A 22,639-nucleotide genomic window follows, 5' to 3' on the forward strand; every position below is an offset into this window, starting at 1 on the left:
GCCTTGCTCCCTGAATGAGTGACGCAGGCCTATTGCACCGCGCGTGCCACATTCGCCGCAGTGAAGGACGCATGGCGGGCGTTGTGCAGTGTGCACAGTATTTATAGCCAATCAGGGGGGCGCGCGCGGGCAGGAGTGTTCTGTGTGCCCAATCGGGCACGAAAGCGGTGCAGCGGTGATACAAATTGGATCAGTCGAACAGGGTCTGGGTGGTCTCGCCGCGATGAAAGGCAAACGCCGCTTCCAGATCACTTTCAATGGTGCGGCCACGGGACAGTGGCGGCAGGTTGTCCAGGGCGAAAAAACCCACCTCGGTGGTTTCAAAACCCGCCGCGGGTGCCAGTTGGTCGACCCGCTCACACAGGAAATACAGCTTGTAGAAGTCCCGCACATCCGGCCGGTACAACCCCTTGGCCTTGTGCGTCACGCTGTACAGCGCGCGTGCGGTCACGGTCAGCCCGGCTTCCTCGCGAATTTCCTTGATGATGTTTTCTGCCGCCGACAAGCCGATATCGGCGTAGCCCCCTGGCAGGGCCCAGCAACCGTCGGTCAACTCGCGCACCAGCAGGATCTTGTCACCCTCGATCACCGCGCCGCGCACATCGATCATCGGCGTGGAATAGCGCTGGGCAAAATCGCTCACCAACCCGGTGATGCGCTCCAGCGGCACATTGCCCAGTTGCGCGAGCATGCTATGGGCAATTTCGGCAATTTCTTCCAGACGCTCGCGCTCGAAATCGTCGGTGCAAAAATGCAGCCCGGTGGAAGCCAGTGCCTGTAAGCGTTTGGCCTGGGCCAGCCAGATGTTTTCCATACGAACCTCGTGGGTGACTGAACAGGGGCAGGTCCAAGCCTGTAATACCGGGCATAAAAAAACACCGCAAGGGTGATGCGGGTCAATCAAGGTATAGAGCGGGTCACCGCTAACCTGTGGCGAAGGCGCAAACGCCCTCGCCACAGTGACCGTGTTCTTCCTTGGCTGACTGGCATTACCGCCAGGGTGTTTTGTACCGCATGGGTTTATTCACCGCGATAGATGCAGCCGCTGGTGCAGGTCTCATGGATGCGAATGGCGCTGAGCTCCGGCAGCAGGGGGTTGAGTTCGGCCCAGATCCACTTGGCCAGTACTTCGCTGGTCGGGTTTTCGAGGCCCGGGATGTCGTTCAGGTAGTTGTGGTCGAGGCGTTCGTAGAGCGGCTTGAAAATCGCCTTGATCTCCGAGAAGTCGCGAATCCAGCCTGTATGAGGGTCCAGGTCGCCGCTCAGGTGGATCGCCACCTTGAACGAATGCCCATGCAGGCGCCCGCACTTATGGCCTTCCGGTACATGGGGCAGGCGGTGGGCGGACTCGAATGTAAATTCCTTGAAGATTTCCACAGTATTTTTCGGCTCGGTCAGGTTTCTGGCAGGCGGCGAGTTTAACAGCTACATCACACGTCGCGCATACCGTCCCTCTGCAGGCGCGAACAGGCTCGCTCCTCCAGGAGAAAGGCGTTGGGTCAAAGGGCTTGCAAGCGCTCGCCTAATCCACCGTTATCGGCCAATGCCAGAAACTCATCGCCCAATCGCTGGCTCTCGCTCATCGCGGTCTGCCAGTACCGGTTACGACTCGGGTCATCCCCCATGAAGCGCTTGAAATCGCTGCGATCCGGCAGTTTGCCGTGGGGCAGGCGGGCCAGGTAGTCCTTGGACGGCGCCAGCAGCAACACATCCTGCAAGCCTTGTGGGTTGCTGCGCCGCCACGGCAGGCCCTTGTCGAACCAGCCGGGGATGACCCGGTCGGTGAAGTGCGGGTACAGCACGATGTCGTCGCCGTGGTAGGGCAGGTCCAGGTGATAGTCCAGCAGGCCGCCGTCGCGGTAGGTGCCGGCACCCGCTCCGGGCAGGTCGCGCACGCCTTGCATCACCATGGGGATCGAGCCGGAGGCCAGCAGCGCCTGGCGCAGGTTGCCCAGGTCCAGGGTGAGGAAGCGCGACGGAAAATCCTTCAACGGATGCACTGGCGGCGCCTGGCGGGGGTCGTGGACGATCAGTCGTTCGAAATGCCGCGACAGCCGCGCGCGGCCACGCAGGTTGTCGGCAATCACCGACGACAGGCCGAGGCCAAGACGCCCGCGATGGTCATCGGCGAGCAGGCCGTGGCTCTTGACGACCATGATGTTCAATCGATAGTTGGGGGTGTCCAGCACCTGGGCATCACGTCCGGCCAGCAGGTCATCGAGCATGCGCTGGCAGCTCTGGCTGACGTCGGCCATGGTGACGCCCTTGGCAAAGCGTTGTTCGTTGTACAGTCGGCCGAGGTCGAGCAAGCCTTGCACCGGGTCGGGCAGGCAGGCACTGGCAAAGCGCCAGGAGCCGATCGACGCGCCGATCAGCGCGCGTTCCCGGGGCGCGCGGGGCAGCCAGTCGCCGAACAGGGCCAGGTCCAGGCCCTGGATGCCCAAGGCTTTAGGGCCGCCGGCCGCGCCGGGGAGGGTGCCGACGTCGGCCGGCTGCAGGCCCTGTTCGCGAATGCGGGTGAACGCACGTTTACCGGCCTTGAGCGTCAGGGCGGGAAACTTGATATGGATGGCTGTCATACCGGTCTCTGTTGAGGCAAGTTCAGGGGCGAGGTTGCTCGCGAAAACGTCAACGATAACGCGTGAATCCTGGATACACACGATGCTGGCGAAATCTTTGTGACCGCGTTTGCGCATACTCGTAATTGCCATGGTGGCAATTCAGTTTCAGTTAAGTTGCAGCCGTTACCGTGACCGGCGTAGGAAAACATCGTGTAACGGAGACTTATCATGAAGCGCCTCACAGCTCTGGTCGCCGCCGCTATCATCACGTCCACGGCGACCCAGGCTGGAGCCGTGGACCCTGACAAGCCACTGACCGTGCCCGCCACTGTTACAATTGTCGCCTTTGATCAACTGGACGCCACCGCCCTGGCCCTGCATCCCGGCTCAACGCTGTTGGACACCGATCTGGATGAGGCCTATGGCAAGTACATCTATGAAGTCGAACTGGAAGATGCCCACGGTATCGAATGGGACGTTGAATTGGACGCGCTCACCGGGCAAGTTCTCAAGAATCATCAGGATACGTAATGAAGGTATATCGACGTGCCACGGGTTTGGCGGTGCTGGTGCTCCTGGCATTCTGCTCAAGCCTGTCGGCCCGTGACCTCAACCAGGATGAAGCCTTGGCGCTACGCCAGCAGGGCGTGATCCTGCCGCTGGAGCAACTGTTGCAGCAGGCCATGGCGCGGCACCCCGGCTCGCGGTTGCTGGAGGCGGAACTTGAGAAAAAACATGGCCAGTACGCGTATGAAGTGGAACTGGTGACCACCGAAGGCGTGGTGCGCGAGATTAAGCTCGACGCCACGACCGGTGCGCTGATCAAAGACGAGGAAGACTGATGCGCCTGCTGCTGGTGGAAGACAACGTACCCCTGGCCGATGAACTGCTGGCTGGGCTGCAACGCCAGGGCTATGCGGTCGATTGGCTGGCGGATGGGCGCGACGCGGTGTATCAGGGCCGCAGCGAGCCCTATGACCTGATCATCCTCGACCTCGGCCTGCCTGGCTTGCCGGGGCTGGAAGTGCTGGCGCAATGGCGCGCAGCCGCGCTGGCCACCCCGGTGCTGGTGCTCACCGCCCGGGATTCCTGGGCCGAGCGCATCGAGGGGCTCAAGGCCGGCGCCGACGATTACCTGAGCAAACCCTTTCACCCTGAAGAACTGCACCTGCGCATCCAGGCGTTGTTGCGCCGTTCCCATGGCCAGGCCAACCAGCCCACCCTGCAAGCTGCCGGCCTGCATCTGGACGAGGGCCGCCAGTGCGTGTTGCGCGACGGCGAGGAAATCCAACTGACCGCCGCTGAATTCCGCCTGTTGCGTTATTTCATGCTGCACCCGGAACAGATCCTGTCGAAAAGCCATCTGGCCGAGCATCTTTATGACGGCGAGACCGAGCGCGACTCCAATGTGCTGGAAGTGCACGTCAACCATCTGCGCCGCAAGCTGGGCCGCAGCGTGATCGAAACCCGGCGCGGCCAGGGCTACCGGTTTGGCGCCAGCCCTGCATGAAGTCGATCCAGCGACGCCTGAGCCTGGGGCTGATCAGCGTGATGGTGATCGTCGGCGTGGTACTCGCGCAAACCAGCCTGTGGTTGTTCGAGGCCGGTTTGCAGCGTTACCTGGAAGCTGGCTTGCGTAACGACAGCGAGAACCTGTTGGTGGCGCTGGTGCGCGGGCCCAACGGCGTGCAGTTGGATGAGCACCGCCTGTCGCCGGCGTATCAGCGGCCGTTCTCCGGGCATTATTTTCGTATCGATTTTGCCGACATTCACTGGCGCTCCCGCTCGCTGTGGGACCAGGAACTGCCCCGGCTCCCCGAGACCGGGCTCAAGGGCAACCTGCAACTGGGGCCGGAGGGCCAGCAGCTGCTGGTACTACGCTCGGACTACAAGCGCTTTGGCCAAGCGATTTCGATCAGCGTGGCCCAGGACTACACACCGGTGCGCGAAAGCTTCCGACTGATGCGCCAAATCGGCCTGGTGCTGGGGCTGGCGGCGCTGCTGCTGGTGCTGATCCTGCAACGAGTCACCGTGCGCCGGGCGTTGCGCCCCCTGGAAACCGCGCGCAACCAGATCGCCCAATTGCAACAGGGCCAGCGTTCCCAGCTCGACACCCAGGTGCCGCTGGAACTGGAGCCGCTGGTGGCGCAGATCAACCACCTGCTGGCTCACACTGAAGACAGCCTCAAGCGCTCGCGCAACGCCCTGGGCAACCTGGGGCATGCACTGAAAACCCCGCTGGCGGTGCTGCTGAGTGCGGCCTCCAGCGAGGCGCTCAAGGACCACCCCGAGTTGCGCAAATTGCTTCGTGACCAGTTGGAGCAGGTGCAGCAACGCCTCAATCGTGAACTCAACCGTGCGCGCCTGGCCGGCGAAACCCTGCCGGGCGCCTTGTTTGATTGTGAAAAAGAACTGCCCGGCCTGCTGGCCACGTTGAACATGATCCACGGCGACCACCTGGACCTGAGCCACCACGTCGCCCCGGGCCTGCAACTGCCGTGGGATCGCGAAGACCTGCTGGAGCTGCTCGGCAACCTGCTGGACAACGCCTGCAAATGGGCAGATGCCGAAGTGCGCGTCAGCGTCAGCGAGACGCCACACAGTTACCTGCTGACGGTGGAGGATGACGGCCCTGGCATTCCCGAGACCCAGCGCGACGAAGTGTTCAGCCGTGGTACACGTCTCGATGAGCAGACGGACGGCCATGGCCTGGGCCTGGGGATCGTGCGGGATATCGTCGAGGTGTGGGGCGGGGTGTTGCAGTTGCAGGAGAGCGAGTTGGGCGGCTTGAAGGCGTTGATCGAATTACCCAAGCGCCATGGCTGACACACCTTAGATAAAAATGTGGGAGCGGGCTTGTTGTGGTGAGTGGCCTTGTTGTGGCGAGCGGGCTTGTCCCGCGTTGGGCTGCGCAGCAGCCCCAATAAAGCCACCGCGTTTATCCAGGCATATTAAATCGCCAGGTTTTGGGGCCGCTTCGCAGCCCAACGCGGGACAAGCCCGCTCGCCACAACAAGGCCACTCGCCACAAGGCCACTCACCACAACAAGCCCACTTACCAGCCCACTCACCCTAGAGGTCACAGTCGGCTGTGCGACAGCGCCACGTCGACGAGGGTGTGGGGCCTCTCACATTGGACTGCCTTCGACCCTCAGACGCGGAACTGGTCCATCAACCCCTGCTGCTGGTTGGCCAGGCTGTTCAACGCCTGGCTGACCCGCGCCGATTCATTGGCTTGCTCCGACAGCGACTCGGTGACATCGCGGATCGTTGCCACATTGCTATTGATCTCTTCGGCCACCGCACTTTGCTCTTCGGCGGCGCTGGCGATTTGCAGGTTCATGTCGCTGATCACCGTCACCGCGTCGCCGATCTGGCGCAGTGCGGTGACCGCTTCGCCCACTTGTTCGACGCTGCCCTGGGCCTGGCGATAGCTGTTGCCCATGGCGCCGACCACGTCGGTGGTGCCGCTTTGCAGCTGTTCGATCACCAGGCGGGTTTCTTCCACTGACTCCTGGGTCCGTCGCGCCAGGTTGCGCACTTCGTCAGCCACTACGGCAAAGCCACGGCCTGCCTCACCGGCGCGGGCAGCTTCGATGGCAGCGTTAAGGGCCAGCAGGTTGGTTTGCTCGGCAATGCCGCGAATCACTTCCAGCACCGAACCAATCTGCTCGCTGTTGGCCGCCAGGCCTTCGACCTGGGTCATGGCCGTGCTCATGTCCGCAGCGAGGAGCCCGATGTTGGTGGTGGTGCGGTCGATTACCGTCAGACCGTCGCGGGTTGCCTGGTCGGCATCCCGCGCCGCTTGGGCCGCCTGGGCCGCGCTGCGGGCGACGTCCTGGGCGGTGGCACTCATTTCATGGGAGGCGGTGGCCACCTGGTCGACCTGGCGGTATTGCTGTTCCATGCCGGCGCTGGTTTGGCTGGCAATCGCGGCGGACTGGTCGGCGGTGCCACGGGCGTCCTGCACCGAGCGTTTGACCTCGGCAATGATCGGTTGCAGCTTGTCGAGGAAGCGGTTGAACCAGCCGGCCAGTTGGCCCAGTTCGTCTGGCTTGTCATAAGCCAGGCGACGGGTCAGGTCGCCTTCGCCGCTGGCGATGTCTTCGAGCATGTGCGCCACACCGAGGATCGGTCGGGTCACGCTGCGCGCCATCAGCCACACCAGGATCAGGCCGATCACGGCGGCCAGCAGGCCCAGGCCCAGTTCCAGCAGGGTGCCGCGGGTGTTATCGGCATCCATCTGCGCCTTCAGTGCTTCTGCCGGCCCCACCAGGACTTTTTCCGGCACATCCAGCAACACACCCCACGACTTGCCACCGGGAATCGGCGCGAACGGCGCCAGGACCTTCAGTCGATGGTCGGTGCGCAGGCTGCTGATTTGCGTACTGCCGGCCAGGGCGCTGGTCAGTTGTGCGCCGTTGGCGCTGTCGACCTGCTCAAGGCGCTGGCTGAGCTTGCTGGCGTCCGGGCTATAGCCGGCAAGCAGGCCGGTGGGGCTGAGGATGCTGACCTGGGTCTGCCCGTCATACAGCTTCTCGCTGGCCCGTTGGCTGATGCTCTGCAGGCTGTTGAGGTTGATGTCCACCGACAACGAGGCGATGACTTTGCCGTTGACCATCAGCGGGAAGACGATGCTGGTCATCAGCACGTTCTGCCCGTCGATCCGATAAAAATAGGGTTCGATCACGCACGGCTTGAGGGTGGTGCGTGGGCAGGTGAACCAGGCGTTGGCTTTTTCACCGCTTGGGCCGACGGATGTGTCGGTCATGTCGCTTTCGGGCAGCGGCATCGACGTCAGTTTGCCCGGCGTCGGTTGCGACCAGTACAGGGCGAACCGGCCCTTGTCGTTGCTGCCCAGCTCTGCCTGGTTGGCGAACAGTTCGTCCTTGCCGTCCAGCGCATTGGCTTCGAACACCAGGGACAGGCCCAACAGGTCCGGGTTGGCCTGCAGTGCAGCCTTGACCTGGCGGGTCAGGTCTTCGCGGGTGTCGAAAGCGTCGAGGAAGCGTTTCTCGGCCTGTTCGCGCAGGAACAGCACCTGGCGGGAAAAACCGTGGCCGTACTGGTAGGCGTCCATGAACTGCTGGCGAATGCCCAGCGCCTGCACATCGCCTTGCGCCTCGATACGCGCCTGGGCGGCTTCATCGAGCATCTGCATGCTCGAAACCTTGACCTGTTCGGAGCTGTGCTCCATGCGATACAGCGACAGACCTACCAGCAGGGTCACGATCCCCAACAGGCAAAGGCCGGCGAGCAGGGTGATTTTCCATTGAATGGAGAGCTGTCTGAGGGACATCGCGGAGCATCCTTAACCTGAAAACACAAAGAACCCCTGTATCGACCGCTGCAAGTTTTTCTTTATTCAAACGTTCAATTTAAATCTAGCAGCGGCGTCGTTTTTTGACATGCGGCCCCGCCTGCTGCAAAGTGCGCGCCCTCTAATAAGACCTCCTTGAAGCCTGCATGCTGGCCGCCATTACCGTGGCCGCACGCGTGGGCATGCCTGTTTTTATGTTTCTGTCTTGAGGTAACCATGATTAACGCAGTCATCGCCGCGGTCGGCACCATGCTGGTGCTCAGCCTGTCCCGCGTGCATGTGGTCATTGCCATCATTGTCGGCGCCCTGGTGGGTGGCCTGACTGGCGGCCTGGGCATCGAGGCCACTCTCCAGGCCTTCAATGGTGGGCTGGGCGGTGGCGCGACCGTGGCGTTGTCCTACGCATTGCTCGGCGCTTTTGCGGTGGCCATTGCCAAGTCCGGCCTGGCCCATGCCCTGGCGGACAAGGCGTTGATGTTGGTGGACCGCCAGGAAGCCACGGGCGGCAGTCATGTCAAATGGGTGTTGATCGGCCTGTTGTGGGGGGTAGCAATTGCTTCGCAGAACATCTTGCCCATCCATATCGCCTTTATCCCACTGCTGGTGCCACCGCTGCTCTACGTGCTGACCAAGCTGCAACTGGATCGCCGCCTGATCGCCTGTGTGATGACCTTCGGCCTGATCACGCCGTACATGTTCCTGCCGGTAGGGTTCGGCAATATCTTCCTCAACCAGATCCTGCTGGCCAACGTGGCCAAGAGCGGCGTGGACATCAGCCAGGTCAATGTCACCCATGCCATGGGGCTGCCGGCGTTAGGCATGGTGGTTGGCCTGCTGGTGGCGGTGTTTATCAGCTATCGCAAGAAACGCGTGTATGACCTGGAGAAAATCGAGCGGGTAGAGCAAGTGGCGGTGCAGTACAACCCGCTGACCCTGCTGGTGGCGGGTGTGGCGATTGCCTCGGCGTTCATTATTCAGCTGTGGCTGGATTCGATGATCATCGGCGCCCTGGCGGGGTTCCTGATTTTCTCGGTGTCGGGCATCGTGCGCTGGCGCGAGACCGACGATTTGTTCACCGAAGGCATGAAGATGATGGCCATGATCGGCTTCATCATGATTGCCTCGTCGGGTTTTGCCGAAGTGCTCAAGGCCACCGGCGACGTGCGCTCCTTGGTGGAGGCCTCGGCGGCGTTTATCGGGCATAGCCGTGGGGTTGGGGCGTTGCTGATGTTGCTGGTGGGCCTGTTGGTGACCATGGGGATCGGTTCGTCGTTTTCCACGGTGCCGATCCTGGCGGCGATTTTCGTGCCGCTGTGCGTGCAATTGGGCTTCAGCCCGCTGGCTATCGTATGCATCGTCGGCACGGCCGGCGCCCTCGGCGATGCCGGCTCGCCTGCCTCGGACTCCACCCTGGGCCCGACTTCCGGCCTGAATATCGACGGCCAGCACCACCATATCTGGGACACCGTGGTGCCGACATTTCTGCATTACAACATCCCGCTGCTGGCGTTTGGCTGGCTGGCCGCCATGATCCTCTGACCGGCATGTTGCACCGCCCTGGCTCGCGAAGAACGTCAACGATAACGCGGCAAACCTGACACCCTGCGGTGCTCAGGTTTTTCGTGAGCACGCTCGCTCCTACAGATATTTCTCAATTGGCCGCTAACCTCTTTAAGTCGCCACTAATAAGAGAGAAAAGCCATGCGTCTGAGTTTGAAGGCCAAAGTCCTGTCCCTCGCCGTCGTGCCGGTGCTCTTGTTTGCCCTGGTGATCAGCCTGACCACCGTGTCGATCCTCCAGGGGCAAGCGCGTAACGAGGTGGATGAAACCCGCCAGCGCCTGCTCAATGACGCCAAGGCCACCCTGAAAAGTTATGTAGAAGTGGCCATGACCACCATCAAGCCGCTCTACGACGCGGCGGCCCCCGGCGATACGGCGGCGCGCGCCGAGGTGGTCAAGCTGCTGTCCAACACCAGCTACGGCAAGGACGGTTACTTCTTTGGCTACGACTCCGAGACCATCCGCCTGTTCAAGGGCAACAGCCCGGACGGTGTGGGCAAGAGCTTCAAGGACAACCGTGACCCCAACGGCGTCTACGTCAACCGCGACCTGGTCAAGGTCGGCAAGGATGGCACCCACTACCTGCAATACAGTTCGACCCAACCGGGCCAGACCGAACTGGTACCCAAGATGGGCTACACCGAATACCTGCCCAAATGGGACATGGTGATCGGCACGTCGGTCAACCTGGACGGCATTGAAGCCCAGGTGGCGGTGGTCGAGGCCAAGGTGGAAAAACGCATGGAAGGCGTATTGCTGAGCATCCTCGGCGTGGCCGTGGTGGTGTTGCTGGTGATCGCCGCCGTGGGGGTGGTGCTGGCCAATACCATCCTGCGTCCACTGCACCTGATGAAAGCCAACCTCGACGACATCGCCGCCGGCGAAGGCGACCTGACCCGCCGCCTGGCCATCACCAGCCAGGATGAACTGGGCGACCTGGCCGGGGCGTTCAATCGGTTTGTCGACAAGATCCACGGCCTGGTACGCCAGATCACCGAAATGACCGCGCAACTCACCGGCCTGGTCAGCCAGGTGTCCGAGCAGGCCCAGCGTTCAGAACAGGCCATGGAGCGCCAGCGCCACGAGACCGACCAGGTGGCCACGGCGATCAACCAGATGTCTTCCGCTGCGCAAGAAGTGGCGCGCAGTGCCCAAGGTGCCTCCGTGGCCGCGCAACAGACCGACGCCGAAGGCCAGGCCGCCAAGCGCGTGGTGGACGGCAGCATCGCGCAAATCCATGCGCTGGTGAACGATATCCGCAGCAGTGGCGTGTCCCTCGACAGCTTGAAGCAGGATGTATCGTCGATTGTCAGCGTACTGAGCGTCATCCGCTCGATTGCCGAGCAGACCAACCTGTTGGCCCTCAATGCCGCCATTGAAGCCGCCCGGGCCGGGGAGGCCGGGCGGGGTTTCGCCGTAGTCGCCGACGAGGTGCGCGCGCTGGCCAGCCGTACCCAGACCAGCACCCAGGAAATCCAGGGCATGATCGACCGCCTGCAAAAAGGCACCGAGGCCGCTGTCGATGCCATGCGCCGCTCCAGCGATGCCGGTGACGGCACTTCGGCTCAGGCCAACGAAGCCGGGGCGTCACTCGACACCATGGCGCAGTTGATCGGCACCATCAATTCGATGAACGCGCAGATCGCCAGCGCCGCTGAAGAGCAAACGGCAGTGGCCGAAGAGATCAATCGCAGCGTGCATCAGATTGCCGTGGCTGTGGACAGCGTGGCCGATGAAACCCAATTGGGCGCCCAGACGTCGCGCAGCCTGGCTGATCTGGGCCAGCGCCTGGGGCAATTGGTCGGTCAGTTCAGGATCTGAGCGGCTACACGATGTCGCGCATCAACAGGCCGTAGCGCAAATCCATCTCGGCTGGCAGGGGGACATACACTGTGTGTCCATCCCCCGGCGCCACCTCGATAGCCTCGCCCTTGGCGTTATGCAACGTGGCCAGGTCGAAGTGAAAGTTGCCGGCGGGGGTCATCAGTTCCAGGTGATTGCCCACCGCAAAGCGGTTTTTCACCTTGACCTCGGCCAACTCGCCACGGCGCTCGCCGGTCAACTCCCCGACAAACTGCTGGCGCTCGGAAACCGAGCTGCCGTTCTGGTAGTTCTGGTATTCGTCATGGACATGACGGCGCAGGAAACCTTCGGTGTAGCCGCGCTGGGCGAGGGACTCCAGGTTGGTCATCAGGCTACGGTCGAATTCACGCCCGGCCACCGCATCGTCGATGGCCTGGCGGTACACCTGGGTGGTGCGCGCGCAGTAGAAGTGGGACTTGGTGCGGCCTTCGATCTTCAGTGAGTGCACGCCCATATGGGTCAGGCGCTCCACGTGCTGTACGGCGCGCAGGTCCTTGGCGTTCATGATGTAGGTGCCGTGTTCGTCCTCGAAGGCGGGCATGTGTTCGTCGGGGCGATTGGCTTCTTGCAACAGGAACACCTGGTCGGTCGGTGCGCCGATACCCAGGGTTGGCTCGGGCTGATATTCCTGGACGATATCGCCGGTGGCATTTTCCACTGCGGGCGTGGCCTGGTATTTCCAGCGGCACGCGTTGGTGCAGGTGCCCTGGTTGGCGTCGCGCTTGTTCATATAACCCGAGAGCAGGCAACGCCCGGAATAGGCCATGCACAACGCACCGTGCACAAACACCTCCAGCTCCATGGCCGGCACTTGCTGGCGGATTTCGCCGATTTCTTCCAGGGACAACTCCCGCGACAGGATCACGCGGCAGATGCCCTGCTGTTGCCAGAACTCCACGCTGGCCCAGTTCACGGTGTTGGCCTGCACCGACAGGTGGATCGGCATCATCGGGAAATGCCGGCGCACCAGCATGATCAGCCCCGGGTCGGACATGATCAGCGCATCCGGGCCCATCGCGATCACCGGGGCGAGGTCCTTGAGGAAGGTCTTGAGCTTGGCGTTGTGCGGCGCGATGTTCACCACCACGTAGAAACGCTTGCCCAGCGCGTGGGCTTCCTGGATGCCCAGGGCCAGGTTGGCGTGGTCGAATTCATTGTTGCGCACTCGCAGGCTGTAGCGCGGCTGGCCGGCATAGACCGCATCGGCGCCGTAGGCGAAGGCGTAGCGCATGTTTTTCAGGGTGCCAGCGGGGGCGAGCAGTTCGGGAGCGAGGATAGGTGGCATGGTCGGCACTTGGGGCAAAAGTGCGGCAGGGTAGTGCAAGCCGGCGAAGGCTTTATTGATCTGGGTCTACGCTTGCAACAAAGATGGCACTCGCAGGGGGCGCAGTGGACTAAGCATCAGGGCGCACACACGCGCCCTGCTTTTTTGACATGGATCGGACATGAACGCGACCAACCTGCAATTCAAAACCCTGTTGCTCTTACTGGTCCTGGTGACCATGGCCTTTATCTGGATTCTGTTGCCGTTCTACGGCGCGGTGTTCTGGGCGGTCATCCTCGGTATCATCTTTGCGCCCTTGCAGCGCCGGCTGCAGTTCAAATTTGGCTGGAATCGCAACCTCACGTCCCTGACGACTCTCACGGCCTGCCTGATCATCGCGATCCTGCCGGTGATCATCACCAGCGCGTTGTTGGTGCAGGAAGGGGCGACGCTGTACAAGAACATCGAGAGCGGCAAGTTGGACGTGGCCGGTTACATCGAACAGTTCAAGAACGTCCTGCCACCGTACTTCCAGCACCTGCTGGATCGCTTCGGCATGGGCAACCTGGAGGGCTTGCGCGAGAAAATCGTCAAGAGCGCGATGCAGGGCAGCCAATTCTTCGCCACTCAGGCGTTCAGCTTTGGCCAAGGCACGTTTGATTTCCTGGTGAGCTTTTTCATCATGCTGTACCTGCTGTTCTTCCTGCTGCGCGACGGCCCGGAGTTGGTGCGCAAGGTGCGTACCGCAGTGCCCTTGGCCGAACCGCAAAAGCGTCGCCTGCAACTCAAGTTCAACCGCGTGGTGCGTGCCACGGTCAAGGGCAACGTCCTGGTGGCCGTGACCCAAGGAGCGCTGGGCGGTTTGATTTTCTGGTTCCTGGATATCCCCAGTGCGTTGCTCTGGGCGGTATTGATGGCATTTCTATCGCTGCTGCCGGCCGTGGGCGCGGGGATCGTATGGGCGCCGGTTGCCGCGTATTTCCTGCTCAGCGGGGCGATCTGGCAGGGTGTGGTGCTGGGCTTGTTCGGCGTCTTTGTGATCGGCCTGGTGGATAACGTGCTGCGCCCGATCCTGGTGGGCAAGGACACCAAGATGCCCGATTACCTGATTCTGATCTCGACCCTGGGCGGCTTGTCAGTATTTGGCCTCAACGGGTTTGTGATCGGGCCGCTGGTAGCGGCATTGTTCATGTCCAGTTGGGCGCTATTTGTCGAAAGCAAGCCACGGGTCAAGCTGCCACTGCCCTGATTCTCAGGCGTGGAGCCGGACGTGGGTCGCGTGTTGCAGTTGTTTTTCTGCGGCCGACAACGAGGTGAGCGGGCCGCTGATGGGCTCGCCATCACGGACCACATACCAGCAGGCAAGCAAGCCGGCCTTGCGAAGGGGCGCGGGGACGGCGCTACCGATAACGGACATGATCTGAACAGTGGGCATAAATACCTCCAATCGCTATGGAGGTCACCTTACGGGGGGCCGGCGTGCAGGAAAAATCACCTGGCTCGATAGTCGACATCAACGCCAGGCGTCAATCCACCACTTGATCGAGCATGCTCACGACTTCCTGCTCGCTGAGCAGGCCCTTGCGTACCAGGTTTTCCGTAAGCAATGCCAGGAACTTCGCGCTGCGGTGGCCTTCGAGGTGCTTGAGTTCAGTCAGGGCGCTATAGACCCTGCTGGACGTACAGAGGCCGGCGGTGCGGTGTGGGTTTTGTGTGGGCATGGTCAGTCGTCCTTGTTGTTTTGGGGTGGACTGGTTTAAGAGTGAGGGGGTGTCGTGACGTAAACATGACAGCGCGAGCCCCGGTCGGGCAAGTAGACTTTCGATCTGAATGATGTGGGATTGCTGCTTGGCCGTTGTCTTCAAAGCGACATTGGCCTCCCGAATCCAGCCTTTTTCGCCCGAAAAAAAGCCCCGCGTGTGGGCGAGGCCTGTTCAGGTGTGTCAATTCAAGCTTACCAGCCGCGGCCATAGTAGCCATGGGGCGGGCCGTAGTAACCGCGGGGAGGGCCGTAGTAGCCGCGTGGCGGGCCGTAATAGACGGGCGCCGGACGGTAGTAAACCTGTTGCTGCACATACACCGGTGGCGGCGGGGCGTAGTAGACCGGCGGCGGAGCGGCATACACCGGCTGCGGCTGGACGTACACCGGCTGCTGCACATAGACCTCACGCGGCTGGCTGGCAACGACGGAGCCGACGACGGCGGCACCGACAAGAGCACCCAAAACGGCCGGGCCACCCCAACCACCACCGTGGGCTGAGGCTTGGCCTGCCATAGCGAGTGCGCCGATAAGCAGGGCGATCTTGGGGAGTTTACGCATCATGGTCATTCCTCGGTTAGCCCCTGCGCTTGTGGTCTGCAATCAATAGACTCAAGGATTGTCGCGGGGATACTTTTAAGACAACGTATTTCTGAAAAACAGCACAGCCACTAGGTAAAGGTTGTGTAAGGTCTGTACCCATTTGCTTACTTAAAGGAGCTTGCGATGCAGATGCACCCCAACAAGGACACCCAATTGTGCATGTCACTGTCGGCGCGCCCTGGGAATTTTGGCCTGCGTTTTCATAACCATCTGTACGAGCAGTTGGGTTTGAACTTCTACTATAAAGCCTTCAGCAGCCAGGATTTGCCCGGTGCGATCGGCGGTATTCGCGCCTTGGGCATTCGCGGTTGCGGGGTGTCCATGCCGTTCAAGGAAGCCGCCATTGCCTTAGTGGACGAACTGGATGATTCGGTTCAAGCCATTGACTCCCTGAACACTATCGTCAACACCGACGGCCACCTCAAGGCCTACAACACCGACTACATCGCTATCGAACAACTGCTGAAAAAACACGGGGTGCCACAGGATTCGACCTTTGCCCTGCGTGGCAGCGGCGGCATGGCCAAGGCCGTGGCCAGTGCCTTGCGTGACGGTGGCTATGCCCATGGCGTGATCGTGGCGCGCAATGAGGCGGCGGGGCGGGCATTGGCGCAGAATCTTGGGTACGAATGGCGGGCTGAACTGGGTGATTTGCGCCCACGGATGCTGATTAACGTAACGCCGATCGGCATGACCGGCGGGGCCGAGGCGGACGCGTTGGCGTTTGAGGCGGATGCCGTTGATAAAGCCGAGACAGTGTTCGATGTGGTGGCGATCCCCGCCGAAACGCCGTTGATTGTGCGAGGGCGGGCCAAGGGCAAGCGGGTGATTACTGGCCTGGAAGTGATTGCGATCCAGGCGCTGGAGCAGTTCGTCCTGTACACCGGCATTCGACCGACTCAGGAACAGTTCGAAAAGGCCGTGGTGTTTGCCCGAAGCTGAAGAACGCTGGTGATCAAATGTGGGAGGGGGCTTGCCCCCGATGGCATAGGTATCTACACAACGTTGGCTCAACGCTGAATGCCCGGAAAATAGGGCTGTTGTGGCGAGCGGGCTTGTCCCGCGTTGGGCTGCGTAGCAGCCCTAGTCAAGAAGAACGCGGTGTATCAGACACTCTGCAGAGGCTGGTTTTGGGGCTGCTACGCAGCCCAACGCGGGACAAGCCCGCTCGCCACAGGGAGATTTGTCAGGGGCTGAAAAGTTGTGTAGATACCCATGCCCCGATGGCGGTGTATCAGGCAATGAATGTATTGACCGAACCACCGCTATCGGGGGCAACCCCCCTCCCACATTTTTGACCGTGTCAGGCCTGTTCCAGCTGTGCCAGGCGCTCTTCCAGCGCCGCAATCCGTGCTTCAAGCTCTTCAATACGATCCAGCGAGACCGCGCCGGCAGAGCGCTCCACCGGGCTCCCCCGCGCCGCGATAATCGCCTCGATATCCGCCGGGTCCCCCAGCGCATGGGTATAGCGATCTTCCCGCTGCCCCGCCTGACGTGGCACCAGCAGCGCCAATCCGCGTGCGATCAGGCGCTCCAACTGGTGCACCACTTGCTCGGCATCTTCGAAATCATGCATGCGCCCGCTGCGGGTCAGCAGTTCATTGACCGTCTGCGGTCCGCGTAAAAACAGCAGCCCGGTCAGGATCACCTGGGCCGGCACCAGCTCCAGCGCCTTGTCTACCCGATGCTCCCAGCGGTCGGCGCGACTGCCCATCACCAATCGGGTAAAGCCCTGGCCTTCGAGTGCGCGCAGGCTCTGGCCGACCTGGCCTGGGCTGAGGTTCATGACGGGTTCGCGGCTGGTCTTCTGGTTGCAGGCCAGGACCAGGGCGTTGAGGGTCAGGGGATAGGTTTCGGGGTTGGTCGCCTGTTTTTCGATCAGGCAGCCCAGGATGCGGATTTCCGTGCTGTTCAGGCGCGGCTCAGGAGTGTCGGTGTCGTGCTCGGCGGTCATCGCGCTTTCCCTATGCAGTGAATGGGGGCGTTCTCAATGGGTTTCCCTACCCCGTTGTCGCCTTAAAGCAGACCAGGCCCGGCGCGGCGGGGAATCTAATTGAGAACGCCCCCGCCTAGCCTAAGCCGGAAAAAATAAAAGACAAGCGCTCGGCATGGCTATAATCGCCGCTGGTTCCAACCCTGCCATTACCGATGAGACTGTCATGACTATTTCCCTGTACGCCGCCTCCGTCCCAGTCTTCAAGCAAATGCTCAACGCCCTGAGCGATGTGCTGAACAAAGCCGAAGCCCACGCCACCGCCAAGAACATCGAGCCCAACGCCCTGCTGCAAGCGCGCCTGTTCCCGGACATGTTCCCACTGGTGCGCCAGGTGCAGATCGCGGTCGACTTCGCCAAAGGTGTTTCCGCACGCCTGGCCGAGATTGAAGTGCCGAAGTACGAAGACAGCGAAGTGACCTTCACCGACCTGCAAGCGCTGATCGCCAAGGTCCTGGCGTTTGTCGACACCATCAAGCCTGAGCAGATCGACGGCAAGGAAGGTATCGAAATCATCACTCGCCCAGGCACCCCGAAAGAGAAACGCTTCACGGGCCAGTCCTACCTGCTGACCTACGGCCTGCCGCAGTTCTTCTTCCACGTCACTACTGCTTACGCCTTGTTGCGTCACAACGGTGTGGAAGTGGGCAAGCGCGACTACATGGGCGCTTTCTAAGCCTATAAAAAATCTATGGTCCCCCCCATTTTTGCAATACTGATTAACGGGCGATGTGGTTGGCTTGCTTAAATCTATCCGGCGTCTGTTTGGGGCTTGCCCCAGCGCCACGATGAGAGTCGCGCCTGACGATCCTTAAAAGCCCGTCGGCTTCTGAAGCCGATTTTTATGTCAGGATCTTCGCCAGGCCGGTAGGCCGTTCACGTCATCCGTTGTTCAGCTATCGCAAAACCTGAAGGGTGAATTGTGGTACTGCAACAACCGCAGGGTCAGGCGTTCAAGGCGTCTGGCCCTGCTTCATATTGCGCATGGTGAGCCGCTATCGCCCAAGCGATACGCGCCAGTTTGTTGGCCAGGGCACAGGCCACCACATTCGAGTGTCGTCGGCGCAGCAGCGCTCGCACCCAGTCGGCCAAAGCCCCCTTCTGATGATCCAGCCTCTGCATGTAAACCCTGGAGCATTGCACCAGCAGTTGCCGCAGGTGCTTGTCACCCCGCTTGCTGATCCCCAACAAATTGGCTTTGCCGCCCGTGCTGTACTGTCGCGGCACCAAGCCCACTGAAGCCGCAAAATCGCGACTGCATCGGTATTGCTTGCCATCGCCCATTTCTACAGCCAGAAGGCTGGCGGTGATCGGACCGACACACGGCATGCTAAGCAAACGGCTCCCCAGATCATCGTCGGCCAGCTGGCAAGCCAGTTGTTTGTCCAGTTCCTTGATCTGTTCATCCAGGTAAACGAAGTGATCGTGCAGGCGTTGCAACAGCACTGTCAGCCGCACAGGCAGCTCATGCTCGGCCAAAACAGCTGCCAAACGCTTCATGATGGCTGAGCCTTTGGGCAGGCTGATGCCAAATTCCAGCAGGAAACCGTGCATCTGATTGGCTGTCTTGGTGCGGTCATGCACCAACGACTCGCGCATGCGATGCAGGACAGACAGGGTTTGCTGAGACTCGGTTTTAGGCGTAACGAAGCGCATGGACGGACGGGAAGCCGCCTCGCAAATGGCCTCTGCGTCGATAAAGTCATTTTTGTTGCCCTTGACGAAAGGGCGGACAAACTGCGGTGAAATCAACTTGGTCGTATGCCCCATCGCCGCAAGCTGACGGGCGATGAAGTGAGAGCCGGCACAGGCTTCCGTTACCACGACGCAGCTCGGTAAGTTGCCGAAGAACCGCATCATCTGCGCTCGCGAGAGCTTTTTGCGAAACACCTCGCGGCCCGATTTGTCTTGGCCCAGAAGGTGGAAATTATGTTTGCCGAGATCGATCCCGATCAGTGCTGACTCGCTCATGATGATGGCCTCCAAAAACAAAACACCCTGCGAAAGCGTAGCCCTCGCAGGGTGTGGGGGGGACCATCTCATTAGCCCGGGGGCGTTCTTCAATGAACGGCCCCGGGCTTTTTTACGCCTGGAGTTCAAGCAGGCAGTTCTTCCTTGCCCAGGCACGCGGCCGCGGTAAACAACACATCCGTGGACGAGTTAAGTGCAGTCTCCGCCGAATCCTGCAACACACCGATGATGAAACCGACCGCCACCACCTGCATGGCAATTTCGCTGGGAATGCCGAACAGGCTGCACGCCAGGGGAATCAGCAGCAGTGAACCACCGGCCACCCCCGAGGCTCCGCAGGCACAGACTGCCGCGACGACGCTGAGCAGTACGGCGGTGGGCAGGTCGACGGCAATCCCGAGGGTGTGCACGGCAGCCAGGGTCAATACGGTGATGGTGATCGCGGCGCCGGCCATATTGATGGTGGCGCCCAGGGGGATCGACACCGAGTAGGTGTCTTCATGCAGGCCCAGGCGTTTGCTCAACGCCAGGTTCACCGGAATATTCGCCGCCGAGCTGCGGGTGAAGAAGGCGGTGATGCCACTTTCGCGCAGGCACATCAGCACCAGTGGGTACGGGTTGCGGCGCAGCTTCCAGAACACGATGGCCGGGTTGATCACCAAGGCCACGAACAGCATGCAGCCGATCAACACCACCAACAGGTGCGCATAGCCGAGCAGGGCGCTGAAACCGGAAGTGGCCAGGGTCGAGGCCACCAGGCCGAAGATACCCAGCGGCGCAAAGCGGATCACCACGCGCACAATCAAGGTGACGCCGTTGGACAGGTCGTCGAGTACGGTGCGGGTGGTTTCGCCGGCATGGCGAATCGCGATCCCCATGCCGATGGCCCAGGCCAGGATGCCGATGAAGTTGGCATTCATCAGGGCACTGATCGGGTTATCCACCACGCTGAGCAGCAGGCTTTGCAGCACCTCGCCGATGCCGCCGGGGGCGCTCACCGTGGCGTCATGGGGGGCCAGTACGAGGAACGAGGGAAACAGGGTGCTGGCGATCACCGCAACGACTGCCGCGGCAAAGGTGCCCAGCAGGTACAGGAACAGGATCGGCTTGATGTGGGTTTCCTGGCCGTGTTTATGGTTGGCGATCGACGCCATGACCAGCACAAACACCAGGATCGGCGCGACGGCCTTGAGCGCAGTGACAAACACTTTGCCGATAAACCCGGTGGCCTTGGCGGCTTCGGGCAACAGCAGGGCCAGCAGGATACCGGCGATCAAGCCGATGACGATTTGCGTGACCAGGCTGACACGCGCAAGTCGTTGAAAGAGGGAAGGGGCAGCAGTCATAAAGTTGTCTCTGTTTTTTTAATGGGTGCAGCAGGGCGGGCGGAAAGGGCTGTAGGAAACAGGTCGCGAAGTCTAGCATGCTGCACGAACTGTCCCTGCCAATGCGGCAACGCGTCACCGGCCGGGCGCCGGTCTTAGCCAAGTCCGGACATGTTCTGTTAAGATTCTTGCCTCTCATCTTTCCTCTCCGTCAGCGAGCCCCCAGGGCAGTCGTTGATGTCGTCGTTTCTGGAGTTTTCATGCTGTTTCCGATCCTGCTGCTGTCGGCCGCCGGCTTTACCGTGCTGACCACGGAATTCATCATCGTCGGCCTGCTGCCGTCGATTGCCCGCGACCTGAATGTCAGCGTGTCCCAGGCTGGGTTGCTGGTGACCCTGTTCGCGTTCACCGTGGCGGCGTTCGGCCCGTTTCTCACGGCCTACTTCGCCCGATTCCAGCGCAAACGCCTGTTCATCACGATCCTGGTCATGTTCGCCGTGGCCAATAGCGTGGCCGCGCTGGCGCCGAATATCTGGGTCATGTCCCTGGCCCGCTTGATCCCGGCCTTGGGGTTGCCGGTGTTCTGGGCCCTGGCCAGTGAAACCGCGGTGGATATCGTCGGCCCCGAATTCGCCGGGCGCGCCATTGAGAAGATCGGCTTCGGGATTGTCTGCGCCACGGTGTTTGGCATCCCGGTCGGCACGCTGATTTCCGATATGTTCGGCTGGCGTACGGCGTTTGCCCTGCTAGCGGCCATTGCGCTGGCCAAGGCCTTGCTGCTGTACATCTACCTGCCCGTCACGAACGCCAAGAACGAGCAGGTCACCTCGCGCTCACAGTTCAAGATCCTGCGCAGCCCGCTGATGCAGGGGCATATCCTGCTGTCGATCCTGGTGTTCAGCGGCATGTTCACCGCCTACACCTACCTGGCGGACATCCTCGAGCGCCTGGCCGGGTTCGACGGTACGCTGGTGGGCTGGTGCCTGATGGGGTTCGGCGCGGTCGGCCTGATCGGCAACTCCCTCGGCGGGCGCGCGGTGGATCGTCACCCGTTGATCGCCTCCATGGTGTTTTGCGGGTTTATGATCGCTGGCATGGTGGCCGTGGTGCCCGCCATTCATTCGACAATCGGGCTGGCGGCGGCGATGGCGGTGTGGGGCGTGACCCAGGCGGCGATGTTCCTGGTCAGCCATGTCCGCCTGATGAAGGCCGCGCCCCATGCGCCGGCGTTTGCCGCGTCGCTGAATATCGCCGGGGCCAACCTGGGTATCGGCCTGGGGGCCATGGTCGGTGGGCATGTCATCGACACCTTGGGCCTGGGCAGCCTGGGCTTTGCCGCCTCCGGGTTTATCCTGGTGTCGATCCTGCTGGCGCTGTGGCTGATGACGGCCAAGCAGCCCGCTGCCTCCAACGCCTGAGCTGTCAGGGCAGGGCGGTGAACAATTCTCGCCGCGCACCCTCGGTAATCGCCACGATGCCGGGGTGCTTGACCTTGCGCTCCACCGAGATCGCGTAGAACGACTCGCTCACCGCATCAGTCTGGCCGATCAGCGCCACGCCGTACTGGCGCACGACCTCATCGGCGATCACGCTGGGGGCGATAAAGATACCGCTGCCGGATTGGCCGAATGCCTGCATCAACGCGCTGTCGTCGAACTCGCCGATGATCTTTGGCTGGATCTTCTGCTCGGCAAACCAGCGCTGCAAGCGGCTGCGCACCACCGTCTCCGCCCCCGGAATCAAGAGCGGCGCGCCATGCAAGCATTGTGGGAAATCGCCGCCATGCCGGTCAGCCAGTGCCTGGGTGGCGAAGAAACTGATGCCACATTCCCCCAGTTTCTGGCTGTAACCCTTGATGTCCAAGTGCGTTGGCATAGGGCTATCGGAAATGACCAGGTCCAGGCGCTGGATCGCCAGGTCGGCCAATAAACGTTCGAGTTTGTCTTCACGGCAGGTGATGCGGATCGGTTCGCTTAGCTCCATGGTCGGTGCGATCAGCCGGTAGACGATGGACTTGGGCACCACATCCGCTACCCCGACCCGGAACACAATCTGCTGTTCATTGGGTTGCGCGCGCAGCATCGCTTCCAGTTCATTGCCCGTCTGGAACATCTGCTCGGCATAGGGCAGGGCCTGGCGACCCGCTTCGGTCAGCTCCAACTGGCGGCCTACCCGTTGAAACAATGCGACACCAAAGGTTTGTTCCAGCAGGCTGATCTGCCCGCTGATGGTCTGCGGCGTGAGGTTCAGTTGCTCGCAGGCGCGCACGATGCTGCCGGTCTTGGCTACCACCCAAAAGTAATGCAGTTGTCGGTAATTGAGCATGGCACCCTACACTTCGTAAAAGTCGAAGTATACGCGAGAAAAATACGAATTTTCCTGAACTGTTCGCCTGCATAGAATGCCTCGCTATCGCGGGG

The 22,639-nt window shown here is 61.4% G+C and carries 22 protein-coding genes and 2 pseudogenes; 11 read left to right on the plus strand and 13 right to left on the minus strand.

The features are described 5' to 3' along the window. Positions 1-190: 190 nt before the first annotated feature. From QU606_RS14135 to QU606_RS14145, 3 genes are all read right to left on the minus strand, one after another. Complete coding sequence (locus QU606_RS14135; protein WP_024074461.1) at positions 191-814, minus strand: NUDIX hydrolase; 624 nt, start codon at positions 812-814, stop codon at positions 191-193. Between the two features lie 206 nt (positions 815-1,020). Next, positions 1,021-1,377: a 6-carboxytetrahydropterin synthase QueD gene (queD, locus tag QU606_RS14140; RefSeq protein ID WP_304998479.1), complete on the minus strand. Its 357-nt coding sequence runs from the start codon at positions 1,375-1,377 to the stop codon at positions 1,021-1,023. A gap of 122 nt (positions 1,378-1,499) precedes the next feature. Next, positions 1,500-2,579 carry a hypothetical protein gene (locus QU606_RS14145; RefSeq protein ID WP_024074463.1) on the minus strand — a complete coding sequence of 360 codons (1,080 nt, stop codon included), beginning with the start codon at positions 2,577-2,579 and terminating at the stop codon, positions 1,500-1,502. A gap of 210 nt (positions 2,580-2,789) precedes the next feature. Here QU606_RS14145 and QU606_RS14150 point away from each other — a divergent pair, with 210 nt between their 5' ends. Genes QU606_RS14150 through QU606_RS14165 form a run of 4 tightly spaced genes read left to right on the plus strand, consistent with a single transcriptional unit; the run spans position 2,790 to position 5,387 of the window. Next, complete coding sequence (locus tag QU606_RS14150; protein ID WP_024074464.1) at positions 2,790-3,092, plus strand: PepSY domain-containing protein; 303 nt, start codon at positions 2,790-2,792, stop codon at positions 3,090-3,092. After that, entirely contained in the window at positions 3,092-3,403 is a 312-nt protein-coding gene (locus QU606_RS14155; protein ID WP_024074465.1) for a PepSY domain-containing protein, read from the plus strand. Before QU606_RS14150 ends, QU606_RS14155 begins: the two co-directional genes overlap by 1 nt. Next, entirely contained in the window at positions 3,403-4,071 is a 669-nt protein-coding gene (locus tag QU606_RS14160; protein ID WP_069075642.1) for a response regulator transcription factor, read from the plus strand. Before QU606_RS14155 ends, QU606_RS14160 begins: the two co-directional genes overlap by 1 nt. After that, on the plus strand, positions 4,068-5,387 hold the full coding sequence (locus QU606_RS14165; RefSeq protein ID WP_024074467.1) for a sensor histidine kinase: 1,320 nt from the start codon (positions 4,068-4,070) through the stop codon (positions 5,385-5,387). The genes QU606_RS14160 and QU606_RS14165 overlap by 4 nt, the downstream gene beginning before the upstream one ends. A 325-nt stretch (positions 5,388-5,712) precedes the next feature. On the opposite strand, the gene QU606_RS32955 is transcribed toward QU606_RS14165, so the two are convergent. Together QU606_RS32955 and QU606_RS32960 are read right to left on the minus strand one after the other, a co-directional pair. After that, positions 5,713-6,468 carry a methyl-accepting chemotaxis protein gene (locus tag QU606_RS32955; protein WP_370531116.1) on the minus strand — a complete coding sequence of 252 codons (756 nt, stop codon included), beginning with the start codon at positions 6,466-6,468 and terminating at the stop codon, positions 5,713-5,715. Between the two features lie 102 nt (positions 6,469-6,570). Next, positions 6,571-7,860 (minus strand): annotated as a pseudogene (locus tag QU606_RS32960) (HAMP domain-containing protein); the annotation flags it as partial. Between the two features lie 240 nt (positions 7,861-8,100). Between QU606_RS32960 and QU606_RS14175 the strand changes: the two are divergent. The 3 genes and pseudogenes from QU606_RS14175 (at position 8,101) to QU606_RS32970 (ending at position 11,262) form a co-directional block, all read left to right on the plus strand. Continuing rightward, positions 8,101-9,420: a Na+/H+ antiporter family protein gene (locus QU606_RS14175; protein ID WP_162163605.1), complete on the plus strand. Its 1,320-nt coding sequence runs from the start codon at positions 8,101-8,103 to the stop codon at positions 9,418-9,420. Between the two features lie 162 nt (positions 9,421-9,582). Next, a pseudogene (locus tag QU606_RS32965) lies at positions 9,583-10,404 on the plus strand (cache domain-containing protein); the annotation flags it as partial. A 102-nt stretch (positions 10,405-10,506) separates the two neighbouring features. Then, complete coding sequence (locus QU606_RS32970) at positions 10,507-11,262, plus strand: methyl-accepting chemotaxis protein (RefSeq protein ID WP_370531117.1); 756 nt, start codon at positions 10,507-10,509, stop codon at positions 11,260-11,262. Positions 11,263-11,266: 4 nt separating this feature from the next. Here the strand turns inward: QU606_RS32970 and yegQ are convergent, their stop codons facing one another. Beyond that, positions 11,267-12,589, minus strand: coding sequence for a tRNA 5-hydroxyuridine modification protein YegQ (yegQ, locus tag QU606_RS14185; RefSeq protein WP_069075644.1), 1,323 nt, complete (start codon positions 12,587-12,589; stop codon positions 11,267-11,269). A 160-nt stretch (positions 12,590-12,749) separates the two neighbouring features. Between yegQ and QU606_RS14190 the strand changes: the two genes are divergently transcribed. Beyond that, positions 12,750-13,817 carry an AI-2E family transporter gene (locus QU606_RS14190; RefSeq protein ID WP_304998480.1) on the plus strand — a complete coding sequence of 356 codons (1,068 nt, stop codon included), beginning with the start codon at positions 12,750-12,752 and terminating at the stop codon, positions 13,815-13,817. 3 nt (positions 13,818-13,820) lie between these two features. On the opposite strand, the gene QU606_RS14195 is transcribed toward QU606_RS14190, so the two are convergent. The 3 genes from QU606_RS14195 to QU606_RS14205 form a co-directional block, all read right to left on the minus strand. Next, positions 13,821-14,003 (minus strand): hypothetical protein, encoded by a 183-nt coding sequence (locus QU606_RS14195; RefSeq protein ID WP_024074473.1) that lies wholly within the window; start codon positions 14,001-14,003, stop codon positions 13,821-13,823. A 91-nt stretch (positions 14,004-14,094) separates the two neighbouring features. After that, positions 14,095-14,289, minus strand: a complete 195-nt coding sequence (locus tag QU606_RS14200) for a hypothetical protein (RefSeq protein WP_024074474.1) — start codon at positions 14,287-14,289, stop codon at positions 14,095-14,097. Between the two features lie 233 nt (positions 14,290-14,522). Then, on the minus strand, positions 14,523-14,897 hold the full coding sequence (locus tag QU606_RS14205) for a hypothetical protein (RefSeq protein ID WP_041160888.1): 375 nt from the start codon (positions 14,895-14,897) through the stop codon (positions 14,523-14,525). Between the two features lie 156 nt (positions 14,898-15,053). Here QU606_RS14205 and QU606_RS14210 point away from each other — a divergent pair, with 156 nt between their 5' ends. Then, the gene (locus QU606_RS14210; RefSeq protein ID WP_069075648.1) at positions 15,054-15,872 is read left to right on the plus strand and encodes a shikimate 5-dehydrogenase; all 819 of its coding nucleotides are present in this window, start codon (positions 15,054-15,056) and stop codon (positions 15,870-15,872) included. 361 nt (positions 15,873-16,233) lie between these two features. On the opposite strand, the gene QU606_RS14215 is transcribed toward QU606_RS14210, so the two are convergent. After that, on the minus strand, positions 16,234-16,884 hold the full coding sequence (locus QU606_RS14215; RefSeq protein WP_069075649.1) for a YceH family protein: 651 nt from the start codon (positions 16,882-16,884) through the stop codon (positions 16,234-16,236). 205 nt (positions 16,885-17,089) lie between these two features. On the opposite strand from QU606_RS14215, the gene QU606_RS14220 reads away from it, so the two are divergent. Next, entirely contained in the window at positions 17,090-17,599 is a 510-nt protein-coding gene (locus QU606_RS14220; protein WP_168233661.1) for a DUF1993 family protein, read from the plus strand. Positions 17,600-17,868: 269 nt separating this feature from the next. Here the strand turns inward: QU606_RS14220 and QU606_RS14225 are convergent, their stop codons facing one another. Next, on the minus strand, positions 17,869-18,894 hold the full coding sequence (locus tag QU606_RS14225) for an IS110 family transposase (protein WP_024074122.1): 1,026 nt from the start codon (positions 18,892-18,894) through the stop codon (positions 17,869-17,871). A 125-nt stretch (positions 18,895-19,019) separates the two neighbouring features. After that, positions 19,020-20,240: a serine/threonine transporter SstT gene (gene sstT / locus QU606_RS14230; protein WP_304998481.1), complete on the minus strand. Its 1,221-nt coding sequence runs from the start codon at positions 20,238-20,240 to the stop codon at positions 19,020-19,022. A gap of 239 nt (positions 20,241-20,479) precedes the next feature. On the opposite strand from sstT, the gene QU606_RS14235 reads away from it, so the two are divergent. Beyond that, positions 20,480-21,637 (plus strand): MFS transporter, encoded by a 1,158-nt coding sequence (locus QU606_RS14235; RefSeq protein WP_304998482.1) that lies wholly within the window; start codon positions 20,480-20,482, stop codon positions 21,635-21,637. Positions 21,638-21,641: 4 nt separating this feature from the next. On the opposite strand, the gene nhaR is transcribed toward QU606_RS14235, so the two are convergent. Beyond that, positions 21,642-22,544, minus strand: coding sequence for a transcriptional activator NhaR (gene nhaR / locus QU606_RS14240; protein ID WP_024074481.1), 903 nt, complete (start codon positions 22,542-22,544; stop codon positions 21,642-21,644). Between the last annotated feature and the right edge of the window lie 95 nt (positions 22,545-22,639).

This window comes from Pseudomonas sp. OVF7, from assembly GCF_030644265.1.
Taxonomy (GTDB): domain Bacteria; phylum Pseudomonadota; class Gammaproteobacteria; order Pseudomonadales; family Pseudomonadaceae; genus Aquipseudomonas; species Aquipseudomonas gorinensis.